At 67.1% G+C, this 25,717-nt stretch carries 21 protein-coding genes; 11 read left to right on the forward strand and 10 right to left on the reverse strand.

Going from position 1 to position 25,717, the window contains the following annotated elements; translation table 11 throughout:
* Window positions 1-70: 70 nt before the first annotated feature.
* Window positions 71-547 carry a DUF2938 domain-containing protein gene (locus BLQ70_RS22715; RefSeq protein ID WP_091861701.1) on the forward strand — a complete coding sequence of 159 codons (477 nt, stop codon included), beginning with the start codon at window positions 71-73 and terminating at the stop codon, window positions 545-547.
* Window positions 548-553: 6 nt separating this feature from the next.
* Here BLQ70_RS22715 and BLQ70_RS22720 read toward each other — a convergent pair whose 3' ends face one another.
* From BLQ70_RS22720 to gloB, 3 genes are read right to left on the reverse strand one after another with little or no spacing between them, the layout of a single operon-like run.
* Window positions 554-1,312, reverse strand: coding sequence for a GNAT family N-acetyltransferase (locus BLQ70_RS22720; protein WP_091861704.1), 759 nt, complete (start codon window positions 1,310-1,312; stop codon window positions 554-556).
* A 1-nt stretch (window position 1,313) separates the two neighbouring features.
* Window positions 1,314-1,769 carry a cupin domain-containing protein gene (locus BLQ70_RS22725; protein ID WP_061966066.1) on the reverse strand — a complete coding sequence of 152 codons (456 nt, stop codon included), beginning with the start codon at window positions 1,767-1,769 and terminating at the stop codon, window positions 1,314-1,316.
* Window positions 1,770-1,777: 8 nt separating this feature from the next.
* On the reverse strand, window positions 1,778-2,542 hold the full coding sequence (gloB, locus tag BLQ70_RS22730) for a hydroxyacylglutathione hydrolase (protein WP_091862014.1): 765 nt from the start codon (window positions 2,540-2,542) through the stop codon (window positions 1,778-1,780).
* 140 nt (window positions 2,543-2,682) lie between these two features.
* Here gloB and BLQ70_RS22735 point away from each other — a divergent pair, with 140 nt between their 5' ends.
* The 3 genes from BLQ70_RS22735 (at window position 2,683) to BLQ70_RS22745 (ending at window position 6,127) form a co-directional block, all read left to right on the forward strand.
* Window positions 2,683-3,450, forward strand: a complete 768-nt coding sequence (locus tag BLQ70_RS22735; RefSeq protein WP_061966063.1) for a class I SAM-dependent methyltransferase — start codon at window positions 2,683-2,685, stop codon at window positions 3,448-3,450.
* A 103-nt stretch (window positions 3,451-3,553) separates the two neighbouring features.
* Window positions 3,554-4,507: an acetyl-CoA carboxylase carboxyltransferase subunit alpha gene (locus BLQ70_RS22740; protein ID WP_091862017.1), complete on the forward strand. Its 954-nt coding sequence runs from the start codon at window positions 3,554-3,556 to the stop codon at window positions 4,505-4,507.
* A gap of 198 nt (window positions 4,508-4,705) precedes the next feature.
* Window positions 4,706-6,127: a L,D-transpeptidase family protein gene (locus BLQ70_RS22745; protein WP_091861707.1), complete on the forward strand. Its 1,422-nt coding sequence runs from the start codon at window positions 4,706-4,708 to the stop codon at window positions 6,125-6,127.
* 154 nt (window positions 6,128-6,281) lie between these two features.
* Here BLQ70_RS22745 and BLQ70_RS22750 read toward each other — a convergent pair whose 3' ends face one another.
* The 4 genes from BLQ70_RS22750 to BLQ70_RS22765 form a co-directional block, all read right to left on the reverse strand.
* Window positions 6,282-6,953, reverse strand: a complete 672-nt coding sequence (locus tag BLQ70_RS22750) for an AroM family protein (RefSeq protein WP_091861711.1) — start codon at window positions 6,951-6,953, stop codon at window positions 6,282-6,284.
* A gap of 61 nt (window positions 6,954-7,014) precedes the next feature.
* On the reverse strand, window positions 7,015-8,685 hold the full coding sequence (locus tag BLQ70_RS22755) for an OPT/YSL family transporter (RefSeq protein WP_091861714.1): 1,671 nt from the start codon (window positions 8,683-8,685) through the stop codon (window positions 7,015-7,017).
* Window positions 8,686-8,740: 55 nt separating this feature from the next.
* On the reverse strand, window positions 8,741-12,589 hold the full coding sequence (locus BLQ70_RS22760) for a hydantoinase B/oxoprolinase family protein (protein ID WP_091861717.1): 3,849 nt from the start codon (window positions 12,587-12,589) through the stop codon (window positions 8,741-8,743).
* A complete protein-coding gene (locus tag BLQ70_RS22765) occupies window positions 12,586-13,371 on the reverse strand; it encodes an IclR family transcriptional regulator (RefSeq protein ID WP_061965842.1) in 786 nt (261 codons plus the stop codon). The genes BLQ70_RS22760 and BLQ70_RS22765 overlap by 4 nt, the downstream gene beginning before the upstream one ends.
* 203 nt (window positions 13,372-13,574) lie before the next feature.
* Here BLQ70_RS22765 and BLQ70_RS22770 point away from each other — a divergent pair, with 203 nt between their 5' ends.
* Together BLQ70_RS22770 and BLQ70_RS22775 are read left to right on the forward strand one after the other, a co-directional pair.
* Entirely contained in the window at window positions 13,575-14,543 is a 969-nt protein-coding gene (locus tag BLQ70_RS22770; protein ID WP_091861720.1) for a hypothetical protein, read from the forward strand.
* A gap of 22 nt (window positions 14,544-14,565) precedes the next feature.
* Window positions 14,566-15,603 carry a DmpA family aminopeptidase gene (locus BLQ70_RS22775; RefSeq protein WP_091861723.1) on the forward strand — a complete coding sequence of 346 codons (1,038 nt, stop codon included), beginning with the start codon at window positions 14,566-14,568 and terminating at the stop codon, window positions 15,601-15,603.
* 15 nt (window positions 15,604-15,618) lie between these two features.
* On the opposite strand, the gene BLQ70_RS22780 is transcribed toward BLQ70_RS22775, so the two are convergent.
* Together BLQ70_RS22780 and BLQ70_RS22785 are read right to left on the reverse strand one after the other, a co-directional pair.
* On the reverse strand, window positions 15,619-16,884 hold the full coding sequence (locus tag BLQ70_RS22780; protein ID WP_091861726.1) for an aminopeptidase: 1,266 nt from the start codon (window positions 16,882-16,884) through the stop codon (window positions 15,619-15,621).
* Between the two features lie 108 nt (window positions 16,885-16,992).
* Window positions 16,993-17,883 carry a GntR family transcriptional regulator gene (locus BLQ70_RS22785; protein WP_091861729.1) on the reverse strand — a complete coding sequence of 297 codons (891 nt, stop codon included), beginning with the start codon at window positions 17,881-17,883 and terminating at the stop codon, window positions 16,993-16,995.
* Window positions 17,884-17,966: 83 nt separating this feature from the next.
* Here BLQ70_RS22785 and BLQ70_RS22790 point away from each other — a divergent pair, with 83 nt between their 5' ends.
* The 3 genes from BLQ70_RS22790 to BLQ70_RS22800 all read left to right on the forward strand — a co-directional run bounded on the left by BLQ70_RS22790 (window position 17,967) and on the right by BLQ70_RS22800 (window position 22,333).
* The gene (locus BLQ70_RS22790; RefSeq protein WP_210184340.1) at window positions 17,967-19,109 is read left to right on the forward strand and encodes a C45 family autoproteolytic acyltransferase/hydrolase; all 1,143 of its coding nucleotides are present in this window, start codon (window positions 17,967-17,969) and stop codon (window positions 19,107-19,109) included.
* 44 nt (window positions 19,110-19,153) lie between these two features.
* Entirely contained in the window at window positions 19,154-20,707 is a 1,554-nt protein-coding gene (locus BLQ70_RS22795; protein ID WP_091861735.1) for an ABC transporter substrate-binding protein, read from the forward strand.
* 84 nt (window positions 20,708-20,791) lie between these two features.
* Window positions 20,792-22,333: an ABC transporter substrate-binding protein gene (locus tag BLQ70_RS22800; RefSeq protein WP_091861739.1), complete on the forward strand. Its 1,542-nt coding sequence runs from the start codon at window positions 20,792-20,794 to the stop codon at window positions 22,331-22,333.
* A gap of 13 nt (window positions 22,334-22,346) precedes the next feature.
* Here the strand turns inward: BLQ70_RS22800 and BLQ70_RS22805 are convergent, their stop codons facing one another.
* Window positions 22,347-23,012: a GntR family transcriptional regulator gene (locus BLQ70_RS22805; protein ID WP_170843504.1), complete on the reverse strand. Its 666-nt coding sequence runs from the start codon at window positions 23,010-23,012 to the stop codon at window positions 22,347-22,349.
* A gap of 191 nt (window positions 23,013-23,203) precedes the next feature.
* Between BLQ70_RS22805 and BLQ70_RS22810 the strand changes: the two genes are divergently transcribed.
* Window positions 23,204-24,088, forward strand: coding sequence for an alpha/beta hydrolase family protein (locus BLQ70_RS22810; RefSeq protein WP_244512126.1), 885 nt, complete (start codon window positions 23,204-23,206; stop codon window positions 24,086-24,088).
* Window positions 24,089-24,117: 29 nt separating this feature from the next.
* Window positions 24,118-25,659 (forward strand): ABC transporter substrate-binding protein, encoded by a 1,542-nt coding sequence (locus BLQ70_RS22815; RefSeq protein ID WP_091861748.1) that lies wholly within the window; start codon window positions 24,118-24,120, stop codon window positions 25,657-25,659.
* The last annotated feature ends 58 nt before the right edge of the window (window positions 25,660-25,717 follow it).

Genomic DNA, 25,717 nt, shown 5'->3' on the forward strand with positions numbered 1-25,717 from the left:
GGTTGACCGCCGGGGCGAACGCCGCTCCAACAGGAGGGAAGCTGCCTCGATGCGGCCTGGGGGATGGAACGTGTCGGATCTGATTTTACGGATGGTGATCATCGGAGCGGGGGCGACCGCGCTCACCGATATCTGGGCTCAATTCCTACGCCTCTTCGGCTTCCCCAAGCCGAACTGGGCGATGCCCGGCCGCTGGTTCGCGCATCTGCCGCGCGGCCGCATCCGGCACGACGACATCGCGAGGTCGGAGCCCGTTGCCGGCGAGCTCGTGATCGGCTGGATCTGTCATTATCTCGTCGGCATCGCCTTCGCCGGCATCGTATTGGCAATAGCTGGTGCCGATTGGGCTCGCAACCCGACCCTGCTGCCGGCGCTGATCGTCGGCTGGGTCACGATCGGCTGCGGCTGGTTCATCCTGCAGCCGGGAATGGGCATGGGCGTCGCCGCCTCGAAGAAGCCGAATGCCGGCCAGATCCGGCTGCTGAACTTCGTCAGCCACACCATCTTCGGCCTCGGGCTCTACGGCACGGCGCTGCTGACGCGTTGAAGCGCTTCAATCGAGAATGCGCGTCTCATACTGGTAGAGTGTGCGGAAGCCGAGACTGCCATAGAGGCTGATCGCGACCGCATTGCTCTGTTCGACCTGCAGATAGGCGCTGTGGCAGCCCATCGCCCCGGCCCAGCCCATCAACCCCTGCACGATCCTGCGGCCATAGCCATGGCCGCGATGGTCTGGATGGACGCAAATCAGGCCGATCTCGGCCATGCCACGCTCGGCGACGCTCATGCCGAAGGCGACCGCCTCGCCCTCGACCAGCCAGGTTCCGAAGGCGGCCGGCATCTTCACCCGCTCGATGACGGCCGCGAGATTGCCGGCATGGGTCTTGTTGCCGCTCTGCAGCGCAGCAGCGCCGGCCGTCCATTCCTGGCTCGGCCGCGCCTCGATCTGCAATTCCGCCTCCTCCGAAGCCGTAAAGCCGGCGAGCGGTGAGATCTGGCCGAAGGACTTGTCCTTGACCCGGTAGCCGCGCTCCAGCACCGCCGCGCGCGTCGCCTCCGCCACCAGCGGCGTCAGGCGGATGGCGGGGGTCAGCCCGTCCGCACGATAAAGCTCCTCGATCAGGTCGAGCATCGCGCCGTCGAGTTCCGCGCCATAGCTCAGCGGCGTCGCCGAATTGGCCCGGCCCGAATAGCCATTGGCGAAACGCAGCACCCAGTCGCCGACGACGAGCGTCGACAGCGCCGGCCAGGCATTGATGATGCGCCGCTCGCAGCCGAGCACGATTTCGCTGTCTTCCGTCTTTGTCAGCATTCTATCCCCCGGATGGCTTCCGCGGTGTCGGCCGCCAGCCCGGCGGCGCCATCTCGAAGCCCTTGAATTCAAAGCCCGGCGCGACCGTGCAGCCGACCAGCGTCCAGGCGCCGAGCGAGGTCGCGCTCTGCCACCAGCCGGCCGGCACCACGAATTGCGGGCGCTGGCCGGCAGCAAGCTCGGTACCGAGATGATGGGCCGAAGCGTCATGGCCGTTAGGCGAAACTGTGATCACCAGTGGCGCCCCGGCATAATGGTGCCAGATCTCGGCGGCATCGACGCGATGCCATTCCGAGGTCTCGCCCGTATCAAGCAGATAGTAGATCGCGGTCGAGAAGCCCCGCCCCTCCGGCCCGGCCGGATCGCGAAAGGTCTCGCGATAATGCCCGCCTTCGGGATGGGGCTTGAGGTCGAGCAGTCGAATGACCTCCGCCGCCGTCAGTCCGTCGAGCTGCATCGCCATGATCAGAACCGGTTCTTGGCGTCACGCAGCGCCGCGAAGACCGCGCCCGGCGCAGCGCCGGCCAACCCGACGGCCGCGGCCAGCGCCGGCTCGCCGGCCCGGAAGAACGGATTGGTCGCCTTTTCCTCGGCGACCGTGGTCAACGCCCAGAACCGGCCTTCGGCCTTGGCCTTCTCGGCCTCGGCGAAGCGCGCCTTGAGCGCCTCGTTCGCCGGATCGACCGACCGGGCGAAGCGGGCGTTCGCAAGGGTGTAGTCATGCCCGCCGAGCAGGCGGGTATCGCCGGGCAAAGCCATCAGGCGCGAGAGCGAGGTCCACATCCGCTCCATCTGGCCGGGCTGGACCCGCCCGCAGCCCATCACGAAGACGACGTCGCCGACCAGCGCCAGTTTCGCGCCGCGCCCGACGAAGCTGAGATGCCCGTCTGAATGGCCCGGCGTGTGCCAGATCTCGAAATTCTCGCCGCCGAAGGCCACGGTATCGCCTTCGCCGACGACCCGGTCGAGCGGCGCGCTGGTCCGCGCATCGGCCGGGCCGACGACATTCGCGCCGGTTGCCTGCTTCACCTCGGCGACGCCTTGCGTGTGATCGTGATGGGCATGGGTGATGAAGATGTCGCTGATCGTCCAGCCCTTCGCCTTCGCGGCGGCCAGCGTCTCGCCGGCATCGGGCACGTCGATGGCGGCGCAGGCACCGCTGGCGGGGTCATGAAGCAGCGCGCCCGCATTGTCGCTGAGCGTGCGGAAGACGTGAAGGTCGAGCGGCATGGCTTCCTCCGGCAGGGTCGGCCCACCGGAACGGCGAGCGGTCATGCGCCCTGCATGGGCCATGCCCGGCCGCCGATCAACCCGGCATCGTCTCGGGGCAGCCCTTGCGCTCGGGCCTCATGCGTTCCATGTCAGGCGCCATGCCTCTCGACGTCGTCGACCTGCGCGCCTTCTATGCGAGCCCGCTTGGCCACGTGGCCCGGCGCTTCATCGGCCGGGCGATGCTGCGATTCTGGCCGGATTGCGCGCGCCAGCGCCTGCTCGGCCTCGGCTATTCGACGCCTTATCTCTCCGTGCTCGGCATGCAGGCCGAGCGAACCATCGCCTTCATGCCGGCAGCCCAGGGCGTGGTGAACTGGCCCTCGCCCGGCCTCTCCGCCTCCGCACTGGTCGAGCCGACGCTCCTGCCCTTGCCGACCGCCTCGATCGACCGGGTCGTGCTGGTCCATGCGCTGGAGGAGACCGAAAGCCCCGACGACCTGCTGGAAGAGGTCTCGCGCGTGCTCAATCCCGGCGGGCGGATGATTCTCGTCGTGCCCAACCGGCGCGGGCTCTGGGCCCGCATGGACGGCACGCCCTTCGGCCAGGGTCGCCCCTTCAGCCGCCGCCAGCTCTCCGCCCTGATGCGCGGCGCCGAATTCTCGCCCGAGCATTGGACCGAGGCGCTCTATGTCCCGCCTCTGCAAAAGCGGCTGCTGATGCGATCGGCCCGGGCGTGGGAGCAGATCGGTGCGGGCTTGTCGCTGCCCTTCGCCGGCGTCCATATCATCGACGCCACCAAGCAGTTCTACCGGCGCGCACCCCTGCGCGCGACGCGGCGCAGTTTCGCGCTGAGACCCGTCCTCCTGCCGCAGGCCTCGCCGACGCCGCGTGCGGCAAACCCGCCTGCGAGGCCAGGAACGGGTTGACAATTTCGCCGGGTCGCGGCCAAGGTCCGCCGCTTTTCAAGCCCGGTTTGCTGTAAAACCGCCGCTCCGCCCGCTTTTGGCGCGGAATCTGAACTGGATCACGATGCGTAGCTATCTGGATTTCGAGAAACCGGTCGCCGAGCTGGAGGCGAAGGCGGACGAGCTGCGGGCCTTGGAGGCACGCGGCGACGGCATCTCCCTGTCGGAGGAGATCGGCAAGCTCGACGCCCGCGCCAACCAGGTGCTCAAGGACCTCTACGCCGCGCTGACGCCCTGGCAGAAGACGCTGGTCGCGCGCCATCCGCAGCGTCCGCATTTCAAGGATTACTGCGCCGGGCTGATCACCGAATTCACCCCGCTGGCCGGTGACCGCGCCTTCGGCGAGGACGAGGCCATCGTCGGCGGCTTCGGCCGCTTCCGGGGCGAGCCGGTCTGCGTCATCGGCCAGGAGAAGGGCGATTCGACCGAGACCCGCATCCGGCACAATTTCGGCATGCCCAAGCCCGAGGGCTATCGCAAGGCGGTGCGCCTGACCGAACTGGCAGACCGCTTCGGCCTGCCGGTCCTGAGCTTCGTCGACACCGCCGGCGCCTATCCCGGCATCGAGGCGGAGGAGCGCGGCCAGGCCGAGGCCATCGCCCGCTCGACCGAGGCCTGGCTCGGCCTGCGGACCCCCAGCGTCGCGCTCGTCATCGGCGAGGGCGGCTCGGGCGGAGCGATCGCGATCGCCGCCGCCAGCCGCGTCATGATGATGGAGCATGCGATCTATTCGGTGATCTCGCCGGAAGGCGCGGCCTCGATCCTCTGGCGTGACACCGCACGCGCCCAGGACGCCGCAACCGGCATGAAGATCACGGCGCAGGACCTGCTGAAATTCGGCATCATCGACAGGATCGTCCAGGAACCGACCGGCGGCGCCCATCGTGACGGGCAGGCCGCGATCAACCGCGCGGGCGACGCCATCGCCGCTGCGCTCGGCGATCTCGCCGGCCTTTCAGGCGATGACATCGTTGCGCAGCGCGCCGACAAGTTCCTGGCGATCGGCCGCAATCTCTGAGCGCTCTCGGGAGCGAGCATCTCGCACCCGCGAAAGCCAGGGTTCTTTACCCCGCGTTGACCATGTGGCCAGACTCGGTGAGCCTATGGTAAGGAACCCTCAAGGCTAACGCATCTAAAACGAGTCGACGGGCACAATTTGGCCGTCATGCGAAGTCACAGGTCGCGCCCCGGCCTGCCGTTCGATGGGATTGACGACGTGGCAATCAAGCAACTCGCGCTCGTGGCTTTTGTTGCATTGACGCTGGCTGCCTGCGAGGAAGACCGCTATCGCGGCTCCGCACGCCATAACATTCCGATTCCGAGCGCGACCTATGCGCTGATGTCCGAGAAGGGCATGAGCAAGGACCAGCCGATCATCATCCGCTCCTTCAAGAAGGAATCGGAGCTCGAAGTCTGGAAGCGCAAGGCCGACGGGCAATACGCCCTGCTGAAGACCTATCCGATGTGCCGCTGGTCCGGCCAGCTCGGCCCGAAGGTCCGCGAGGGCGATCGCATGGCGCCGGAGGGTTTCTATGCCATCGCGCCCCAGCAGATGAACCCGAATTCGTCCTATTACGTCTCGTTCAACATGGGCTATCCCAACGCCTATGACCGCTCCTATGGCCGCACCGGCGCGCATCTGATGGTGCACGGCGCCTGCTCCTCGGCCGGCTGCTATTCGATGACGGACGACCAGATCGGCGAGATCTATGCGCTGGTCCGCGAGGCCCAGAATGCCGGCCAGCGCGCCGTGCAGATGCAGGCCTATCCCTTCCGGATGACGGCGCAGAACCTGGCCAAGCACCGGCTCGACCCCAACATCGCCTTCTGGAGGAACCTGAAGGAAGGCTCCGACTATTTCGAGGTCACGAAGGACGAGCCGGCCGTGTCCGTCGCCGGTGGCCGCTATGTCTTCAATGGCGGTCAGGCCCCGGCCGCCGTCGCAGAGAAGCGCCGCGAGGACGAGGTTCAGGTCGCCTCGCTCGTCGCCAAGGGCACGCCCGCGATCAAGCTGATCTATGACGATGGCGACCAGCACGCCTCCTTCAAGCGCGCGCTCGCCTCCAACGGCGCCGATGCCCTGAACCGCTCGGCCTCCTGGGGGTCGAAGGATGTCGGCATCAGCCGCGAGGATGCACTCGCCTCCGGTCCGCGCGTCGTCGTGCTCGACAACAGCGGCAAGGCCAAGGCGACCGTGCGCGCCGCCTCAGCCGAGAACGACGCGATCCTCGCCGCCGTTGCGTCCGCGCCGGTCGAGGAGCCCGCCAAGCCTGTTGAAGCCAAGCCCGCCCTGGCCCCGCGCCCGGCTGCGGCCACCGCCGCCACGCAGCTCGCCAAGGTCGTCCCGGGCAATCCCCAGCAGGGGCCGGTGCTGGCGAGCGCCTCGTCCACCCCGGTCGTCCCCGCCGCTCCGGCTGAGGACAAGCCGTTCCTGCAGCGCGCGCTCAGCTTCATGCCGGTCTTCGGCGGCACGGCCGACCAGGGCGTCGCCACCGCCTCCGCGCCGGTCGTGTCGGTGGTTCCGGCATCGCCGACCACCACCAGCGCCCCGCTGCCACCGCGTCGCGCCAATGGCCTCAGGACGTCCAGGCTGGATCGGTCGACAGCGGCTTATGCCAGCCAGCCGGCGCAGCGCTGAAGCAGCAGCAAACAGGCCTGAGATCGTGGCACAATTGCCACAGGGCCGCGGATAAATACGAACAACCTTTTCGCAAACGCGAAGGCCCCCGTTTCGGGGGCCTTTGTTTTTTGGCCGCGTGCAGCCGGCAGAGCCACGCCAAAGCTTGCTTGCGTCAGGCGATCTCGGAGACCAGTTTGGCGATCAGGCTGTTGGAGAGGATGACCGGCAGGCCGGCCTCAGCCGCCTCGCGGCGATGCCGCTCGACGAAGCCCATGCAGTCCATCAGCAGGATTTCGGCACCGCGCCCCGCAAGCTCACGAGCGGCCTCCGCGACCGACGCACCTTCCCCGCCATAGGGCGAGGCGGCGGCATAGAGCGGCGCGCGGCCGAGCGGCACCCATTTCCCGGCCTCGGACGCGATCTGCTCGGCCAGCGGCACGATGATGCCGAGCTGCGCTCCCTGCACCAGCGCCGCCACGGTCAGCGGCAGGACGCGGTCCGGCTCGATCAGGCGCGCCGCCTGCGTCCTCAGGCTCGCGAAATGGCCGGTGCAGAGCATCAGGATCGTCGAGCAGCCCTCGGCCTCCAGCATCGCGAGCTTGTCCTGCGCCGCCGCCTCCGTACGAGCCCGGTCGATGACGACCGCGCTGCCGTCCAGCAGTTTCGTGATCAGCACCGGCTTGCCGGCTTCCGTCGCGAAGCCACGCTCGATCTCGGCCCGGCTGAGCCCGTCGAGCACGCCGGCATGGCACCGTGCCAGCCGCGCATCCAGCACCTCGTCGAGGATCGGCGTGATGTCGGCGCGCGGCGCCTGGCCGATCGTCAGGGTTCCCAGCTTGCTCATGGCGATGCCTCCTCAGGAATGGAAAGGCCCCGGGGCGCGGTCGCCTCGGGGCCTGTCTCGTTCAGCGCTTCCAGAAGTTCTTCGCGACCGAGTCGAAGAAGGAGAAGATCGCGTCGCCCGCGATCACGCCCGCCGCGAAGACCTCCATGTCGCCCTCGCCGCTCGCGCCGCGCCGCTTCTCCCAGATCAACCGGCAGAGGATGCCGGCCAGCACCGCCCAGCCCGCCATCGGGAAGTTGATCAGGAGGCCGGTGGCGAAGAGCACGCCGATCTGCCGCTTCGGCCCGCCGATGAACTGCAGGATCGCGCCGGGGATCGCCCAGAGAAAGAGCTGCCAGGCGACGCCATCAGCCACGCCGGCCTTGATCGTCGCGGCATAGACCTTGTTCACGGGGGCGACGAGGTTCTGGTCGAAGAAGGACTGGTAGGAGACCAACACGACTGCGCCCGCCACGACGAAGGCGAACATCGCGGCGAAGAGCTGCTGGCGGCGGCCTTCCAGCTCGAAGGCGGGATCGGCGCCGTTGCCGCGCAGCAGGTAGCCGGCCTTGAGGTCATAGCCCATATCGGCGAAGGCCGGGCCGGTCGCGGCCGAGAAGCCGACGAGCAGCGCCAGAGCCGGCATCGGGAAGCCGATGAGCATGCCGATGATCAGCGTGATCAGCGCCACCGCGAAGGCCGGGAACCAGCCGGAATGCATCGCAGCGAGGCCGACGATCAGCTCGTGCACATAGGCCGCGAAGGCGGCGTAGAGCACGAACAGGATCAGCATGCCCATCGACATGTCGCTCATCAACCCACCGACCACGGCGATGAACACGGCGATCGCGAGATAGCCGACCGTGCCGAGGCCGAGCGCGCGCTTCACCTCGGTATCCGAGACACCCGCGGTCGCTTCGCCCGCCTTGGCCTCGCTGCGGCGGAACAGCAGCATCGCGATCTGAAACAGCGCGACGAGGCCGGCTCCGATCATGAAGCCGTGCGGGATGTACGCGGCCATCAGGTCGCCCTTGGGGATCAGGGTCTCGAACAGCGGCCCGCCGAAGATCTGGCCGGAATAGCCGCGCAGCAAGAGGCCGATGCCGAACATCGTGAGCGCCCAGACATTGCCGATGAAGGCAACGCCGAAAGCCGACATCGGAATCCCCGAAACCGCGGTCGAGCCGGCGAAGCCGATCCAGGCCAGCGGGATCTTGATGAAGGAGGCGGCAACGCCCGTGCCGAAGCCGATGCCCATCAGCACCGCCTTGCGGCCGCCCTCGTCGCCGGCCTTGATCGCCTCGGCAGCGGCGACGCCCGGAGGCCAGGCGCCCTGCGCCGGGAAGACGCGGGAATCGAACATCCGGTAGAGCAGATAGGCGTCGAGCAGCATCGCGAAGAAGGCGCCCGCCAGCATCGGCAGCACCAGATCCGGCCGGCCGAGCAGCCAGGGAATGCCGACCGGCAGGAGCAGGCTGTTCGCCGCGCCGAAGGTGGCCGAGGAGATCGCGCTCTGAGCCAGGTTCTGGACATGGATCGAGCGGTAGCGGGCGAACATGGCGAGCGGCACGCGCGCCAGCGCCATGGCGGCGAGCGCGCCGATCAGCGAGGTGTTGGCGGTGATGCCGAGCGACACCAGAAGCTGCATGCCGATGATCGCGCCGAAGACGCAGAGCACGGCGATGAGCAGCAGCGTCGCCGGCTCGAACAGGCTGGGGTGCCGCCGAGGCACCCCTTCAGTCGGATTGGTCATGCCTCGGTCCCCATATGATGCCCTTGTCGGGCTGTTGGCGTTTCGTCCCTGGATATCAAGCAATCAGGATGCCGGCCTTGGCCTCGCCGACATCCTGCGTGGCATGCGCGCCCTGCACGCCGTAATCGCGCTTGGCCGCATCCGGAGAGACCAGCCCGAGCGCGATGTCGCGGGCGATCGCCTCGCGCGAGCGCTCGGAGGCCGGGCCGTAGCCGGCGCCACCGGCGAGCACGAGCTCGACGATCTCATGCGGCTGCCGCACCTGGACCAGTTCGCCGGTGCCGACATCCCTGAGCACATGGCCCTGCTCGTCGATCACCCGGCCGGAGGCTCCGCCGCCGGCCTTGCCCCCGAACAGCCCCGGGATCGGGTTGTTGACCCCTTCCGGATAGAGCGAGACCAGCGTCGGCAAACCGTCATCGGCGAGCTTGCGCAGCCGCACGCGCTGGCCGAGGCCGCCGCGATGCTGCCCTGCGCCGCCGGAATCGGTGAGATAGGCCTTTTCGACCACCAGCACCGGCACCCGCGATTCGAAGGTCTCGATCGAGGTATTCGCCGCCGAGGTCGGGTAGAGCAGGCCCGACTTGCCGTCGCCCTGGGCCGAGCCGCCCTGGCCGCCGCCGCAGAAGAGCATGTCGGAATAGGTGTCGCCGGCCGCATCGCGGCCATAGACGCTCGCCGCCACCGGCAGGCCGGTGAAGGCCTGGACCTGCTTCGGCGCCGCTTCCGACAAGGCGCGGAAGATGTTCGGCGCCAGGTACCAGCCGGTGCGGGTGCGCAGGTTGACCGCCAGCGGCTTGTCGCAGTTCAGGATCGAGCCCTTGGGCGCATCGACCGAGAAGGCGCGGTAGCAGCCGGCATTGCCGCGGACCGACGGCGTCAGCATGCATTTCAGCGGGTAGGTCGCATGCGCCATCGTGTAGTTGAGCGTGCAGTTCAGCCCGCCCTGCGGCAGTTGCGGCGGCGCGCCGGCGAAGTCGAGATGGATGGTGTCGCCCTTCACCGTCAGCGCCAGCGGATAGGTCATCGGCGTGCCCAGCGGGTTGTTCGAGACCGTGCCGTGATAGGTTCCATCAGGCAGCGCGCGGATCGCCTCGCGCATCGCCTTCTCCGAGCGGCTCTGCACGACATGGGCGAGCGCGCGCAGGTCCTGCATGCCGTAATCGGTGAGGAAGGACTGCAGCCGCTCGGCGCCGATCGCATTCGCGGCGACGAAGGAGTGGAGATCGCCAAGAACCTGCTCGGAATTGCGCACGTTCTCACCGAGCAGCCGCACCAGCGTCTCGTTGATCCGGCCGGCCTCGTAGAGCTTCATCGGCGGGATCTGGAAGCCTTCCTCGTAGATCTCGCGGGCCCGCAGGCTGTCCTTGGTGCCGCCGATATCCGAGACATGGCCGACCGTGCCCATCAGGCCGACGACGCGATTGCCGAGGAAGACCGGCGTGACGATCGCGATGTCGAAGAGATGGCCGGCGCAGAGCCAGGGATCGTTGGTGATGAGCACGTCGCCGGGTTTCAGCGTCTCGGCCGGATAGCGCTCCAGCAGCGCCTTGACCGCGCGCGGCAGCGTCAGGTTGAACACCGGCATCGCACGGGGCGAATGCGCCAGCGTCTCGCCTTCGGGATCGAGCAGCTCGCAGGCAAAATCCTGCGCTTCCGAGATCACCAGCGAGAAGGCGGTGCGGCAGACGGTCAGCCACATCTCCTCGACGACGTTGATCATCCGGCTCCACATGATCTCCAGCGAGATCGGATCGGCCTCGATCCGGCGCGCGGCTTCGGCCAGCGGCATGTCGGCGGTGATCGTCGTCTCGGCCGCGTTGGCCTGGCCGACATGGATGATCAGGTTCAGGACATCGTCGATGGCGACGCTGTCGCCGGGCGGGACGATCGTGGTCGCCTCGCGCTCCTCGATGATCGCCGGCCCCTTGACGGTGTCGCCGGAACGCAGGGCGTAGCGGTCATAGACCGTCGCCTCGCTCCAGCCGCCCTCGAACCAGGCCTTGCGGGTGCCCTTGATCTTGTTCGTGGCATCGCCGCCGCCGGCCGCGCCGGACAGCGAGAGCGTCGGGACCGGGCCGGCGCAGCGGACGCGGAAGTTGATCGCTTCCAGCCGCGCGCCCTCATAGACCGAGGTGTAGCGGGCGGAATAGGCCTTGCTGAACGCCGCGCGGATGGCATCGAGGCTCGCCGCATCGATGGTGCCTGATGGCAGCGGCACGGAGATGTCGTGCATCTGGCCGACGAGGCGCATATCGGCCGTACGCTCGACCGTGACGTCGGCGGGCTTCACGCCGGCCTCGGTCAGGTGCTTGCGGCCATCGACTTCGAGATCGCGGAGCACGGCATTGACGGAAGCCGCATCGAAGCCTTCGGAGAATTCGACCGGCAGCGAGCGCACCATGTCGAAGGAGAGCGGCGCGGCGAGGAAGCCGAGCGCGGAAGCCGCGCCCGAGGCCGGCGGGATGATGACCTGCTTGACGCCGAGCACGCGGGCGACGTCGACGGCATGCGCCGGGCCTGCGCCGCCGAAGCCGACCATGGCGTAATGGCGGGGGTCCTTGCCCTTCTCGACGAGATGGACGCGGGCGGCGGCGCCCATGCTCTCGACCACGACCTTGTGGATGCCCCAGGCGGCTTCCTCGACCGAGAGGCCGAGCGGCGCCGCCACCGTCGAGACGGCCTTGCGCGCTGCCTCCAGGTCGAGCGCCATGCGCCCGCCCAAGAAGAAGCCGGGATCATAGTAGCCGAGCACGAGATTGGCGTCGGTCACGGTCGGCTTGGTGCCGCCCATGCCGTAGCAGGCCGGGCCCGGATCGGAACCGGCCGAATGCGGGCCGACCTTGAGCAGACCGACCTCGTCGATCGCCGCGATCGAGCCGCCCCCGGCGCCGATCTCGATCATATCGATGACGGGCGCCTTGATCGGCAGGCCGGAGCCCTTGGCGAAGCGGTTGACGCGGCCGGCCTCCAGCATCGGCGCGATCTCGGCGCGGCCGTCCTCGATCATGCAGGCCTTGGCCGTGGTGCCGCCCATGTCGAAGGAGATCACGTCCTTATGGCCGGCGAGCTCGCCGAATAGGGCCGTGGCGAGGCCGCCACCGGCCGGGCCGCTTTCGAGCAGGCGGATCGGGAAGGTGCGCGCCGTCTCGGGCGAGACGAGGCCGCCGGCCGAATGCATCAGCGTCAGGGAACCGCGGAAGGAGCGGGCCGCGAGCTCGCGCTCAAGCCGCTGCAGATAGCGGCGCATCAGCGGCTGCACATAGGCATTGGCCGCCGTGGTGACGAAGCGCTGGTATTCCCAGATCTCGGCGACGACTTCGCTCGACAGCGAAACGGTTAGTTCCGGGCAAGCCTCGCGGACGATGCGGCCAGCCTCCTGCTCATGCGCCGGGTTGCGGTAGCTGTTGAGGAAGCAGACCGCGATCGCCTCGCAGCCGGAGGCTTCCAGCTCACGGGCGGCCTTACGCACGGCGTCCGCATCGACCGTGGTGACGACCTGACCATCGCGGTCGATGCGCTCGGCCACTTCGAGGCGGTGTTCCCGCGAGACCAGCGGATCGGGGAAGGTCAGGAACAGGTCGTAGATGTCGTAGCGCTGCTCCGTCCCCATTTCGAGGATGTCGCGAAAACCCCTGGTGGTGATCAGGCCAAGCTTCGAGCCTTTGCGCTCGATCACCGCATTGGTGACCAGCGTCGTGCCATGGACGATGTCGCCGACATCGGCGAGCGTGATGCCGGCCATCTCGGTGAGCTCGCCGAGGCCGATCAGCGCCGCTTCAGACGGGTCATGCGGGGTGGTCAGGCGCTTGTGCAGCCGGACCGAACGCTCCTGCGAATCGTACAGGATGAAGTCGGTGAAGGTGCCGCCGATATCGAAGCCGATACGCCAACGATTGCTCATGGAGCGGTCTCCGCGATTGAGAGGTTCAGGGGTATGAAACGCTTGTCCTGGATCAGGGCCGCGATCTCGGCGGCGCCCTGACCCAGCGAACGGATGATGGCGAGGCGCTCGGCCGGCTCGACCGTGGCGGCCGGGAAGGACAGGCAGAGCGCGACCTCGTCGCCGGTGGTGGGATCACCGACGGCAACCGAGATGGCGCGCACGCCGTGCACCGCCTCGTCATGGGATTCGGCAAAGCCGGCGCGGCGCACGATGGCGAGACGCGCCAGCAGCTCGTCCATATCCTGCGGCGCGGTCGCCGAGGGCGGCGTGAAGCCGGCGGGATAGAGCGCGCGAACCTCTTCGTCGGAAAGGCGGGCCAGCAGGGCACGACCGGTGCTTGAGGCGAAGGCCGGGATGCGGTCGCCGATCGAGGTGACGACCCTGAGCGCATGACGGCCGGGATGGGCGGTGACGCCGACGATCTCGTTGCCACGGCGCACGCTGATATAGCCGGTATGGCCGATCTGGTCGGAAACCCGCCCCACGATCGCATCGGCCCGGTCGATCAGCGACGCGGCGAAACGATAGAGATGGCCGACCTGGTTGAGCAGGAGCGAAGGCCGGTAACGTTTGCTCTCCCCGACCGTCTCCAGCAGCCCCTCGTCGCGCATCGCCCGGAGCAGGCGCGAGGCATTGCTCTTCGGCATGCCCAGGAGCGTGACGAGATCCGTCACCGTGACGTCGTGGCGCGTGCTGGAAAAACAGCGAAGCACATCCACGGCCGACGACAGGATGGACATCGCGCTAACCCTTTAAGTTCCATTAAATGGAACTGAAGTTGCAGTAATAGGAAAAATACGTGAGTTAGGGAAGATGTCAATCCTGTGACCGCCGCTTTCCTTCCGCAGCGGGATTCGGGCGCCTCGACGCCGATCCGGCTTGGCTGTATCCCGGCCTCCTGACCGCCCCGGGCATCGGAGCCTGCCGTCTTGGAGATCACCGGATGAGCGACAACCTGCTCTATCTCTCGCGCGACGATGTCCGCGCGCTGGCGATCTCGCCCGATGAAGCGCGCGAGGCCGTGCTGCAGGGTTTTCGCGACTATGCCGCCGGTCTGAACCGGAGCCTGCCGAAGACGGCGCTGACGCTCGGACCGGGCCACGGCTTCCAGGCGATGACGGCAGCCTCGTCGACCCAGCAGATCGCCACGGTGAAATGGGTGGCGATGGCGCCGGTCGCGGCGGGCTCTCCGCTGCCCGCCGTCAGCGCGCTGATCTGCGTGAACGACTATGCGACGGGCATGCCGCGCGCGATCCTCGACGGCGACGAGATCACCCTGATCCGCACTGCGGCGATCACCGCAGCCGCCGCCTCGCGCCTCGCCCCAGCGACGCCGCGCACCATCGGCTTCATCGGCTGCGGTCTTCAGGCCCATGCCCATCTCGCCGCCTTCCGCGCGCTCTACCCGGGCCTGACGACGGCACTGGCCATGAGCCGCAGCCGCGCCTCAGCCGAGCGCCTCATGGAAGCCGCACGCGCGAGCGGTCTCGCGACGCGGGTGCTGGACGACGCCGACGCGCTGCTGGACGAGAGCGATATCGTGATCTCGATGGTGCCCGGCGGCCCCGGCATGACGCCCTTCCTCGATGCGCGGCGCCTGAAGCCGGTCGCCTTCGCCGCGGCGGTCGATACCGGCCGGAGCTGGCTGCCGGAGACGCTGCCAGCCTTCGACGTGCTCGCCACCGACAGCCTCGAACAGTCGCGCGCGCCTTATGATGCCGCCGGCAATCCGGTGACGACCGTCAGCTTCGGCCATGACATGACGGAGCTTGCGGGCGCTCCGCATCCGACGGCATCGGCAGGCCGTTCCTTCTTCTGCTTCCGCGGCGTCGCGCTGGCCGATCTCGCGCTGGCCCATCTCGTCGTCGAGAAGGCCCGCGCGCAGGGGCGCGGCACCACCCTGCAGCGCTGATCCAGCCTCACCGGACCCCACCATGACCCAGCGCCTTCGCGATTTCGGCCTCACCTGCGGCATCCTGCAGCCGGGCCCGCTCAACGCGATCACCGACGTGCCCGGCGTCAAGCTCGGTCATTTCACTCTGAACGAAGGCGATCTCCGCACCGGTTTCACGGCCCTGCTGCCGCATGACGGCAACCTGTTTCGCCGGAAGGTGCGCGCCGCAGTCGATGTCATCAACGGTTTCGGCAAGAGCGCCGGGCTGATGCAGCTCGCCGAGCTCGGCCAGATCGAGACGCCGCTGCTGCTCGGCAACACCCTCGCCGTCGGCGCCGGCTTCGACGCGCTGGTGACGCGCGCGCTCGCCGACAATCCCGACATCGGTCGCGAGACCGGCACGGTCAATCCAGTCGTTCTCGAATGCAATGACGGCTATCTCTCCGACATCCGCGCCCGCGCGCTGACGCAGGAACATGCCTTCGCCGCGCTCGACGCCGCCGCTTACGGCCCCGTCGCGGAAGGCGCGGTCGGCGCCGGCACCGGCATGAGCGCCTTCGGCTTCAAGGGCGGCATCGGCACGGCCTCGCGCCGCTTCGCCCTCGACGGCGCCGATCACACGCTCGGCGTACTGGCGCTCGCCAATTTCGGCAGTGCCGGCGATCTCGTCCTGCCCGATGGTCGCCGTCCCGTTCCGCCCGAGGCGAAGCCGCAAGCCGAGCGCGGCTCGGTGATCCTCATCATCGCGACCGACGTGCCGCTGGAATCGCGCCAGCTTCAGCGCATCGCGCGCCGCGGCGGCGCCGGTCTCGCCCGGCTCGGCGCCTTCTGGGGCAATGGCAGCGGCGACATTGCCGTCGCCTTCACCACCGCCGACCCGATCGACCACGATCAGCCCAACGACCTCGTGCCGCTGCGCGCCCTCAACGAGAACCGCATCGACACGCTCTTCCGCGCCGCCGCCGAGGCGACGCAGGAAGCCGTGCTCAACGCGATGGTCGCAGCGCCCGCCACGACCGGGCGCGACGGGCACCATCGCCCGTCATTGGGGGATTGGCTGCGAGCGAACGCGGGCTGAAACGGTGCGGGCCGCTCAGGCCCACTCGCCCTTGCGGAACACCGGCACGCGGCGGCCGTCCGCGTGGACGCCGTCGATATCGACTTCGCCCGAGCCGATCATCCAGTCGATATGGATCAGGCTCTTGTTGCCGCCCTGCGCCGCGATCTGCTCCGGCGTCAGGTTCGCGCCGTCGACGAAGCATTTCGAGTAGCACTGCCCGAGCGCGATATGGCAGGACGCATTCTCGTCGAAGAGCGTGTTGTAGAACAGGATGCCGCTCTTCGAGATCGGCGAGGAGTTCGGCACCAGCGCGACCTCACCCAGCCGGCGCGAGCCGTCATCGGTGTCGAGCACCTTGTTCAGCAAGGCCTCGCCGCGCGAGGCCTTGGCCTCGACGATCCGCCCGCCCTCGAAGCGCACCCGGATCTCGTCGATCAGCGAGCCCTGATAGGACAGTGGCTTGGTGCTCGAGACATGGCCGTCGACCCGGCGCGCATGCGGCGTGGTGAAGACCTCCTCGGTCGGGATGTTCGGGTTGCAGACGATGCCATTCTTGGCCGGCGAGGCCCCGCCCTGCCAGTCATGGCCATCGGCGAGCCCCACGGTCAGATCGGTGCCCAGCCCGGTGAAATGCAGCGAGGCGAAGCGCTGGCCGTTCAGCCAATCGCGCCGCGTCCGCAGCGCCGCGTTGTGCGCAGCCCAGGCCGCGACGGGATCAGCCTGATCGATGCGCGAGGCCGAGAAGATCGCCTCCGCCAACTTGCCGACCGCGACCTCCTCGGCATCATCCGGGAAGACCTGCTTCGCCCAGGCCGCACTTGGATAGGCCAGGATGTTCCAGTTGATGTCGAAGCCGGCGATTTTCTCCAGCGCCGGCTGGTAGGCGAGCGAATTCGCCTTGCTGGCGCGCCCGACCTTGGCCGGGTCCTCGTTCGCCAGCAGCATCGGATTGTCGCCGACGATGGCGAGCCGCGCCGTGTTGGCGGAGAAGGCCTCGGCGACGCCCTTGTAGAGCCAGGCCGGCGCCTTGTCGAAGCTCGCATCCGACGCATGGCGATAGCGCGTCAGCGTGACCTCCTCGTCGGCTAGCATCGGCGTGACGATGCCGGCACCCGCCTTGTAGGCATGGGCGGCGATCAATCGAACCAGCGGCAGCGCCGCGACCGGCGCGGTCAGGAACAGGTCCTGCCCCGGCTGTAGATTGAGGCCGACGCGGATGGCGACCTCGGCCAGCTTGTCGAGCTTGGCGGGATCGATGGCAGAGGGGCGCTGATCTTGCGGGCGCTGGTGAACAGTCATGGCACTCGACCTGTCAGATTCGGGGTTGCCGCCATTGCTGGCCCAAATCGTCGCCGGGTCAACCACCGCGGCGGCAAGGCCGCCATCTGCTGACCGTGCGATGGTCTTTCAGCCCTCGGCGTCGTCCACCCGGACCATCCGCCTGAGCTTGCTCGCGCGCAGCAGATGGCTGCGCATCAGCGCCGAGGCGACCTCGTTCTCGCCCGCCTCCAGATGGTCGAGCATGGCCATATGCTCGGCGCAGTTCACCCGCACGCGCTCCATGCCCTGGTCCCAGTCGTAGTTCGACAGGCGCCGGAGCTGGTTCTGGCGCCGCATCGCCGAATGGAAGAAGCGGTTGCCGGTGGCGGCGGCCAGCCCCTCGTGGAAATCGGCATTCATCTCGTAGAAGGCGATGCTCGACGATTCCCGCCAGGGCCGCTTGAGCGACTCGACATGCCGCACCCGCATCTCGGTGATCCAGCCGGGATCGAGCTGGAAATCGGGCTCCAGCATCGCCATCGGCTCGATCAGCAGGCGGAAGCGATAGCTCTCGTCGCGCAGGCGCTGGTCGCGCGGCTCGTGCAGGAAGCGCCAGCCATAGCCCGGCTTGCGCTCGACCATGTCGAGATCGGCGAGACGCGCGAGCAGCTTCTGCGCCTCGGGCCGGCCGAGTTCGTAGCGCCGCATCACTTCGAGTTCCGAAACCTCGTCCGGCAGCAGACCGTTCTCGCGCTCATGCGCGAGCCTGACCATGGCGAGATCGACCGTCTCCGGCGCTCGGGCGCTCTCGCTCGCGGCCGGCAGGCTGATGAGCTCGATGCCCTTGTTGAGATGCCGGCGCACCACGCCCTGCTCGGCGAGATGGTCCAGCGCGGCACGTACCGGCGTGCGTGACACCCCGAGCCGCTTCGCTGTCGCGTTCTCGTTGAGCCAGGCACCGGCCGCCAGCGCATCGTCACGCACGAGCTGCAGGATGCGGTCGGCGATCTCCTGTTGCAGCCGGGTCGGCGCCGCCATCGGAAAAGACCTTGATTGTTTTAGTTCGGGATGAAATACACTACAGCACGATTTCTCGCCAGCATACCGGAAAGATGTGCGCCATGGTCCAGCCCTGCCCCTTCGTCGACGTGTCGGGCACGCCCTATGAGCGCGGCCGCCAGCATGGCGCAGCCGTCCCGCAGCGCGTCAAGCGCTCGATCGAGCTCTATGGCGGCCAGCTCGGCGAGCTCGGTTACGACACTGCGGCGAAATCGGCGCTGATCGCCGAATTCGCCAAGGAGATCGAGCATTTCGGCGCGCATTACATCGAGGAGATGCGCGGCATCGCCGACGGCGCCGGCGTCGCGCTCGAAGACATCGTCATGGTCAATGCCCGCACCGAGGTCATCGCCAAGGCCCGCCTCATCAAGAACAAGCCGATCGAGGCCCAGGAAGAGCTCGACGACGGCTGCACCGGCGCGATCATCCTGCCGGAGCGCAGCGCCTCGGGCGAATTGATCCACGGCCAGAACTGGGACTGGAAGGCGGAATGCGCGGAGACCGCGATCGTGCTGCGCGTGCGCCGCGACGACGGGCCGGACTTCCTGACCTTCGTCGAGGCTGGCGGCCTCGCCCGCTGCGGTATGAACGCGGCCGGCATCTCGATCACCGCCAACTATCTCGAATCCGAGCGTGACTTCACCCAGGCCGGCGTGCCGCTCGCCCTGATCCGCCGCAAGGTGCTGGAGCAGGAGCACCTCGCCTTCGCAATCAAGGCCGTGGCCACGACGCCGAAGGCCTGCTCGAACAACATGATGCTCTCGACCGTGAAGGGTTTTGGCATCGATTTCGAATGCGCCCCGGACGAGGCCTTCCCGCTCTATCCGCAGGACGGCATGATCGTGCACGCCAATCACTGGGTCGGCCAGATCGCGCTGACCAAGATCAAGGACACCGGCATCCCGCGCGTGCCGGAGAGCTTCTATCGCGACTGGCGCGTCCGCAAGCTGCTCGACGAGGCCGGCCGCAAGCTGACCGTCGACGACCTCAAGCAGGCCTTTTTCGACGATTTCCTGGCGCCTCATTCGGTCTGCCGCCCGGTGCGTCCGAACGAGGCCGGCAATCTCTCGGCCACCGTCGCCATGGTGATCATGCAGCCGGCGAAGGGGATCATGGAGGTCGCGCCGCTGCCGGCCCAGAACCGCGTCTTCACGCGCTACAGCCTGACCGAGGAGCCCGTGCTGCTCGCCGAAGCGGCGGAATAAGCCGGCAACACCGCGTCACAACCGAAAAACAACAGGGGAATAGGATGCGCCGAACCACCAAGACCGTCCTCGCCGCTGCACTTTTGTGTGGCGGCCTCGTCCCGGCCGCCGGGGCGAGTACGCTCAAGATCCAGTTGCGTGCCGACATCCGCTCGATCAATCCGGGCGTCAATCGCGACGCCAATACCGACGGCGTCGTCGTGCAGATGGTCGAGGGCCTCGTCGCCTATGGCGAGGACGCCCTGCCGAAGCCATTGCTGGCCGAGAAGGTCGACATCTCCCCGGACGGGAAGACTTATACCTTCACGCTGCGCCAGGGCGTGAAATTCCATAACGGAGCCGCCCTGACCTCGGCCGACGTGCTGTGGAGCTGGAAGCGCTACATGGACCCGAAGACCGACTGGCGCTGCCTCTCGGAATTCGACGGCCGCGGCCAGGTCAAGGTCGAGAAGATCTCGGCACCCGACGACAAGACCGTCGTCTTCGACCTGGACAAGCCGAGCGCGCTCTTCCTTGCCGCGCTCGCCCGCACCGACTGCGCCATGACCGGCATCCTGCACAAGGATTCGCTCAAGGCCGACGGCTCCTTCGACAAGCCGATCGGCACCGGCCCGTTCAAGTTCGCCGAGTGGAAGCGCGGCGAGTACATCCGGCTCGAGCGCTTCGCCGATTACGCCTCGCTGCCCGGCAAGATCGACGGCTTGACCGGCGCCAAGAAGCCGCTGGTCGACGAGGTCCGCTTCCTCGTCATTCCCGACAACTCGACCGCCAAGGCCGCGCTGCTGAAGGGCGATATCGATATCGTTCCGGACATCGCCAATACCGATATCGCCGAGCTCAAGAAGAACGACAAGGTCAAGACCTCCGTCGTCTCCAGCATGGGCCTCGTCGGTCTGATCATCCAGACGCGCGATCCGCTGCTGCAGAACGTCAAGCTGCGCCAGGCCATGGCCGCTGCGATCGACTCCAAGGAGCTGGTTGGTGCCGTCACCGACGGCATCGGCTCGCCCAACAACTCGATCGTGCCGGCGCTGTCCGCCTATTACGGACCGGTCCAGAAGCAGGGCTGGAAATACGACCCTGCCGCCGCGAAGAAGCTCCTGAGCGAAGCGGGCTACAAGGGCGAGAAGATCGTGATGCTCGCCAACAAGCGCTATCCCGAGAGCTTCGACGCCGCCGTCGTCGCCCAGCAGATGCTGCAGGCCGTCGGCTTCAACATCGAGATCGAGGTGCTGGAATGGGCGACGCAGCTCGACCGCTACAGCAAGGGCAACTACACGATCCAGGCCTTCCCCTATTCGGGTCGCATGGACCCCGCCCTGAGCTACGAGTCGATGACCGGCCCGAAGGACAAGCAGCCGCGCAAGCTCTGGGACAATCCGGAGGTGCAGGCCCTGCTCGACAAGTCCATGGTCGTCAACGACAAGGCCGAGCGCCAGAAGATCTTCGACGAATTGCACAAGCGCTTCATCAACGATGTCCCGATGGTGATGCTCTATAACGGCATCGTCGGCGGCGCGATCAGCAGCAAGACCAAGGGCTATGTCTCGACGCTGAGCTCGCTGCCCCGCGCCTGGGAAGTCAGCACCGGCCAGTAAGCCGCCACCTCGCCTTCGCGACCTCCGACAGCACGGCATGCCCCACGGGGCATGCCCGAACGACAAGACAACGAGGGAACGGGAATGATCCGCTTTTCGGCCTCTGCGCTGGCGCTCGCGCTGCTTGGCGGCGCAGTTCAGGCGCAGACCATCAATGTCGCGCTCAATGCCGACATCCGCTCGACAAATCCGGGCGTCAATCGCGACGACAATACCGATGCCGTGGTGCTGCACATGGTCGAGGGCCTCGTCGGCTATCGCGAGAACGGTGCGGTCGCGCCCCTGCTCGCGGAAAAGATCGACATCTCGCCGGACGGGCTGACCTATACCTTCCACCTGCGCAAGGGCGTGAAGTTCCATAACGGCGCCGAGATGAGCTCGGCCGACGTGCTGTGGAGCTGGAACCGCTACATGGACGCGAAGACCGACTGGCGCTGCAAGCCGGAATTCGACGGCCGCATCGGACTGAAGGTCACGGAAGCGAGCGCTCCCGATGCATCGACCTTCGTGATGAAGCTGGAGAAGCCGAGCGCGCTCTTCCTGGACACCATGGCCCGCACCGACTGCGCCATGGTCGCAATCCTGCACAAGGACTCGCTCAAGCCCGACGGTAGCTGGGACAAGCCGGTCGGCACCGGTCCGTTCCAGCTCGCCGACTGGCGCCGCGGCGAGTTCGTCCTGCTCAAGCGCTTCGATGGCTATGTCTCGCCACCCGGTGACAAGCGCGACGGCTATGTCGGCTCGAAGCGCCCGCTTGCGGCCGAGGTCAAGTTCCTCGCCATCGCCGATGGCGCGACCGTCAAGGCCGGCCTGATCTCGGGCGCGCTCGACGTCGCCGACGTGCCGGACGAGGACGTGCCGGAAATGAAGAAGAGCGGCCTGCAGGTGCTGACCGCGCCCAGCGCCACCAAGCACGGCATCCTGCTGCAGAGCCGCGACCCGCTGCTCAGCGACGTCCGCATGCGCCAGGCGATCATGGCGGCTTTCGATCAGGACGAGATCGTCGGCGCCGTCTCGAACGGGCTCGGCAAGGTCAACAACTCGGCGGTCTATGTCACCTCGCCCTATTATGACGAGGTTCAGAAGAAGCGCTACACGCACGATCCCGCGCGCGTGAAGAAGCTCTTGGCCGAGGCCGGCTACAAGGGCGAGACGATCAAGCTGATCGCCAACAAGCGCTCGACCGTGCCGAGCTATCCGATCGCCATCATGGCGCAGGCGATGCTCCAGGCCGCCGGCATCAAGGCCGATATCGAGATCCTGGAATGGGCGACGCAGCTCGATCGCTTCTCGAAGGGCAACTACCAGATGATGTCCTTCAGCTACTCCGCCCGCATCGACCCCGCCCAGAGCTACAACCAGTTCTCCGGCCCGAAGGACAAATTGCCTTCCAAGGTCTGGGACAACCGCGAGGCCGACGCCCTGATCGAGAAGGCGACGCTGGTCAGTGACGAGGCCGAGCGCCGGAAGATCTTCGACCAGCTCCATGTGATGATGCTGGCCGATGCGCCCTTGATCTTCCTGTATAATCAGGTCGACACGGCCGTCGTCTCGAAGCGGCTGCAGGGCTTCGCGCCCTGGGTCGCCTCGAAGCCGCGCCTCTGGGAAGTCGCCGTCGCCAAGTAAGGGTGGCGGTCGTTCAGCCCGGCTCGACCGGGGCCGGGCCGACGGGCGCGCCCTTGACGATATGGGTCGCGATCAGGGCCGCCAGCCGCCCCGCATCGCGCGCCTTCAGGGCCGCCATCATCTCGTAATGCTCGCGGTCGCTCTTCTGGAGCAGTTCATGCGAGCTCCAGACCGTGATCTGCGAGCCGCGTCCGCGGTCCCGCAGGGCCCAGATCATCTCCTCCAGCACGGCATTGCCGCAAAAGGAGTACATGAATTGATGAAAGGCGCGGTTGATCTCGCTCTGCTCGGTGCGGCTCCCGGTCAGGACCGCGGCGGAGAATTGCGCCGCAAGCCCGTCCAGCCGCGCGATCGCGGCGGCGTCGATCCGCGCGACGATGCCGTCCGCCGTCGCTTTCTCCAGGATGATCCGCGCCGCGAGGATTTCCTCATAGGTCTTCAGGTCGACCTCGGCGACGCGATAGCCCCGGTTCGGGACATGCTCGATCGTCTTGCGCACCGCGAGCTCGTCCAGCGCGCTGCGCACGTCGAAGCGCGTCGCCTCGAAGCGCTCCTCGAGATCGATCTGACGCAGCCATTCGCCCGGCCTGAACGCGCGCAAGCGGATCGCCTGCGCGATTTCGTTGGCGAGCATCGCCCGCCGCGTGCTGGTGTTCTTGCGTTTCCGCTCGGACGTCATGGCAGGCTCTCTAAAGCATTTTCGAGCGGAGTGGACATCGGTTCGCGTGGAAAACCGAAGGCCCGCGCCAGCGAACATGCGACAAAACAATGCTCTAGCAGGATTCGCGCAGGCTGGAAGAAGTTGGTTGCGAAGCGGACCATACCATGCAACATAATTGGCGCCAATAATTTCGCCAGAGGAGAAACGCCGTGAACGCCGTGGCTGAACAGACCGCCAAACCCGATGTCGAGGCGGCCGCGCGCGCGAAGGCGCTCTACGATTACGGCCCGACCCCGATCTATGCCTCGAAGCACGATCCGCGCTTCGCCTATTGCCTCTATGTCCCGCCCACGCTGGGCCAGGGTGGTGAGAAGCCCGAGCTGATCGTGGCGATGCACGGCACCGGCCGCGGCTTCACCGGCTATCGCGACGCCTTCTCGGCCTTCGCTCGCTGGAACAACTGCATCATCCTGGCGCCGCTCTTCCCGATCGGCGTGATGGGCGACGACAACAAGGACGGCTTCAAGTACATGCGCGAGGGCAACCTCCGCTACGATCATGTGCTGCTCGCCATCGTCGAGGAGGTCTCTCGGCGTTATGGCGTCGCCTTCGATCGTTTCGGCCTGTTCGGCTATTCCGGCGGCGGCCATTTCGCCCATCGCTTCCTGATGCTGCAGCCAAACAAGCTCTGGGGCGTCTCGATCGGCGCGCCGGGCTCGGTCACCCTGCTCGATCCCAGCCGCGACTGGTGGGTCGGCACGCGCAACTTCGCCGCGCTCTTCGGCCAGGAGCTCGACATCCCCGCGATGAAGCAGGTCGCAGTGCAGATGATCGTCGGCGCCGCCGACCTCGAGACCTGGGAGATCACCCACAAGCCGGGCGGCCGCAACTGGATGCCGGACGCCAACCATGCCGGCACCAACCGGCCGGAGCGGCTGGCCAGCCTGCGCGACAACTTCGCCGAGAACGGCATCGCCGCCCGCTTCGACCTCGTGCCGAACACGCCGCATGACGGCGTCAAGGTCGTGCCGATGGTCGAGGACTTCTTCGCCGGCGAGCTTCGCCGGATCCGCACCGCCCGCAAGGCCGGCTGAACGATCATAAGAACAACAGGGGAAACATCATGAAGCGCTTCCTTGTCTCCGCCGCCGCGCTCGCCCTCTCGGCTGGCGCCCTCCAGGCCCAGACGCTGACGGCCGTGCTCAACGCCGATATCCGCTCGACCAATCCCGGCGTGAACCGCGACGGCAATACCGATTCCGTCGTGCTTCACATGGTCGAGGGCCTCGTCGGCTATGCTGAGGACGGCTCGGTCGGCCCGCTCTTGGCCGAGAAGGTCGAGATCTCGCCTGATGGCAAGACCTACACCTTCCGCCTGCGCAAGGGCGTGAAGTTCCATAACGGCGCGACCATGACCTCGGCCGACGTGCTGTGGAGCTGGAACCGCTACATGGACCCGAAGACCGACTGGCGCTGCCGGTCCGATTTCGACGGGCGCAACGGCCTCAAGGTCGAGAAGATCTCGGCTCCGGATGCCGACACCGTCGTGATGGAGATCAACGAGCCGAACGGCCTCTTCCTCGACTCGCTCGCCCGCGCCGATTGCGGCGGCACCGCCGTGATCCACAAGGATTCGGTCAAGGCCGATGGCAGCTGGGACAAGCCGATCGGCACCGGCCCGTTCATGCTGGGCGACTGGAAGCGCGGCCAATCGGTCCAGCTTCTCGCCTTCGACCAGTATGTCTCGCCCAAGGGCGACAAGCGCGACGGCTATATCGGCTCGAAGCGCCCGCTGGTGAAGGAAGCCCGCTTCATGGTCATTCCCGACGCGGCGACGGTGAAGGCGGGCCTGCTCTCAGGCTCGCTCGACATGGCGCTGATGCCGGAATCGGACGTTCCCGATCTCAAGAACGCGCCGAACCTCACGCTCGCGATCGCGCCGAACCCGGTGCGCCACAGCCTGATCATCCAGACGCGCGACCCCGTCATGAAGAACCAGGCCTTGCGCCAGGCGATCGCCGCCGCGATCGATTTCCCCGAGCTCGTCGCCAATGTCTCGAACGGTCTCGGCAAGCCAAACAACTCGCCGGTCTACACGACCTCGAAATACTATGGCGATGTCGAGAAGCAGGGCTTCAAATACGATCCCGCCGCCGCCAAGGCCCTGCTGCAGAAGGCCGGCTACAAGGGCGAGAAGATCACGATCCTCGCCAACAAGCGCTCCTCGGTGCCGAGCTTCAACACCGCCGTCATCGCCCAGGCGATGATGCAGGCGGTCGGCATCAATGCCGAGATCGAGGTGCTGGAATGGGCGACGCAGCTCGATCGCTACAACAAGGGCAACTACCAGATGCAGTCCTTCTCCTATTCGAGCCGCTTCGACCCCGCGCTCGGATTCGAGCAGATCGCCGGCCCGAAGGACAAGCAGCCGCGCAAGATCTGGGAGGAGCCGGAGGCGCTCGCCCTGATCCAGAAGTCGATGGTGGTGACCGATACCGCCGAGCGTCAGAAGATCTTCGACGACCTGCACAAGCGCTTCATCGACGAGGTCCCGACCATCTTTACCCATAACGACCTCGACATCATCGCCCATTCCAAGAAGGTGAGCGGCGTGACGCCCTGGGCGTCCCAGTTGCGCCTCTGGGAAGTCAGCGTCGCGAAGTGAGGCGATTGCCGGCTCCGCCATCCGGTGGAGCCGGCCTTGAGCATTTTCGAGCGAAGCG

Origin of the sequence: Allobosea robiniae, from assembly GCF_900102525.1 — a bacterium.
Taxonomy (GTDB): domain Bacteria; phylum Pseudomonadota; class Alphaproteobacteria; order Rhizobiales; family Beijerinckiaceae; genus Allobosea; species Allobosea robiniae.